Raw genomic sequence first — 2,100 nt, forward strand, 5'->3', positions numbered from 1 at the left:
ATATAATGGATTAAACTCTGTTTTCGCATATTTACCATCTTCTGAAATCTCCACTTTATGTTTGTTAATACTATAATCACTACGAATAGAGATAGATTTCTCAACTACAAAAGGTTCTGTTAGCTTACCTGCAACCCAAGCAAGATACTGCTTCTTTATATGCTTCCTCTCAAAAGAGCCTTTGAGAAATCGTTCAGCATCTTTATGACGACTAGCAAGTAGTAGCCCTGATGTCTCCATATCTATCCTATGAGTTCCATTGGCATTCTGTCCAGAGTGAGTTCGTATCTCATCAAGCATTGAGTACTCTGTAGCCATTGTATTTGGATGTACCAACACTCCTGATGGTTTATCATATACCAAAAAATCTTTTGTGATAAAGATAGGTTTTAGCCCTCTACTTTGTGGTTCAAAATAGACTATCTCTATATCACCATCTATAATTGCTGCTCTATCATATATAGATTTATTATCTATAAGTATCCGTCCTTTTGATATAAGTCGTTGTGCTTCACCCTGTGTGAAATGGAATTGACGGATAAGAAAAAGAAAAGCTTTGATAGGTTTTTCTATATGAAATGGTCGTTTGACAAATGGCATTTTTCACCTCTTTATAACTCTAATTGGGTAGAATTCTAGCATAAAAATCTGACACAAGCAATCAAGGAATTAATGAAATGATAGAGAGATACTCAAGACCAGAGATGGCTAACAAATGGAATATGCAAGCAAAATACCAAGCGTGGTTAGATGTAGAGTTGGCTGTTGTAAAGGCATGGAACAAGCTTGGACTTATCCCTGATGATGATGCACAAAAAATTGCAGATAATGCTGGTTTTTCTGTGGAGAGAATTGATGAAATTGAGGCGATTACAAGACACGACTTAATTGCATTTACAACCTCTGTATCAGAAACACTTGGTAATGAGAGCCGATGGTTTCACTATGGAATGACTAGTTCAGATACTGTTGATACGGCTGTGGCTCTACAGATGACAAGTTCGCTAAAGATAATAATTTCTGATGTAAAAATGATGATGGAGTCTATCAAAACTAGAGCCGAAGAGCATAAGATGACGCTAATGGTGGGTAGAAGTCATGGTATCCACGGTGAGCCTATTACATTTGGTCTTGTACTTGCCGTTTGGTATGATGAGATGGCTCGACATTTGGAAAACTTAGAGCAGACTATGCAAGTGATAAATGTAGGTCAAATATCTGGAGCTATGGGAAATTTTGCTCACTCTCCACTAGAGCTTGAAGATATAGCTATGGAGGAGTTAGGTCTAAAATCTGCACCTGTATCGAACCAAGTAATACAGAGAGATAGATATGCACGATTAGCTTCTGCTTTGGCTCTACTCGCTTCATCTATTGAGAAATTTGCTGTACAGGTTAGACATTGGCAGAGAACAGAGGTTTATGAGTGTGAAGAGTTCTTTGCAAAAGGTCAAAAGGGAAGTTCAGCAATGCCTCATAAGAGAAATCCAATCCTCACAGAAAATATCACAGGATTAGCTAGAATCATAAGAGCGTATGCAACACCTGCTATGGAAAATGTAGCTCTATGGCATGAGAGAGATATTAGTCACTCATCTACAGAGAGATTTTGGTTACCTGATTCTTTTATAACTACTGACTTTATGTTACACCGTATGAATGGGGTTATCGCTAAGCTTACAGTTATGCCAAAAAATATGATGAAAAATTTAAACCTAACAGGTGGGCTTGTATTTTCTCAAAGAGTAATGTTAGAGCTTCCAAAAGCAGGTGTAAGCCGAGAAGATGCTTATCGAATAGTTCAGAGAAATGCTATGAAAGTTTGGGAAGAGATACAAGAGGGTAAAGCTACTACAAATGATAAGGGTGAATCTCTATATCTACAGTATCTATTGGCAGATGATGAGTTGAGAGAGTCATTGAGTGAAGAGCAGATACGAGAGTGCTTTAACTTTGACTACTATACCAAAAATGTAGATGCTATATTCAAAAGAGTGTTTAAATAATAAACTAATTAATTCCTCGCTCCCATCGCTCCTGCGTGGGAGTGAATGCGAGAATTAAATTTATATATAGCTCTCATATGCATTCCCACCGAGG

At 37.4% G+C, this 2,100-nt stretch carries 2 protein-coding genes; one reads left to right on the top strand and one right to left on the bottom strand.

From position 1 onward, the window contains the following. Positions 1-600, bottom strand: a 600-nt coding sequence (locus GSY74_RS03725) for an RNA pseudouridine synthase (RefSeq protein ID WP_255494527.1), incomplete at its 3' end; no start/stop codon positions are given. 77 nt (positions 601-677) lie between these two features. Between GSY74_RS03725 and purB the strand changes: the two genes are divergently transcribed. Further along, a complete protein-coding gene (purB, locus tag GSY74_RS03730; protein ID WP_164663765.1) occupies positions 678-2,006 on the top strand; it encodes an adenylosuccinate lyase in 1,329 nt (442 codons plus the stop codon). The last annotated feature ends 94 nt before the right edge of the window (positions 2,007-2,100 follow it).

The sequence above is a fragment of the Sulfurovum sp. bin170 genome (assembly GCF_010892395.1).
Taxonomy (GTDB): domain Bacteria; phylum Campylobacterota; class Campylobacteria; order Campylobacterales; family Sulfurovaceae; genus UBA1140.

Bases quoted from the DNA above. Each gene is read 5' to 3' on its own strand.
- purB (WP_164663765.1), top strand. From the start codon at position 678: ATGATAGAGAGATACTCAAGACCAGAGATGGCTAACAAATGGAATATG.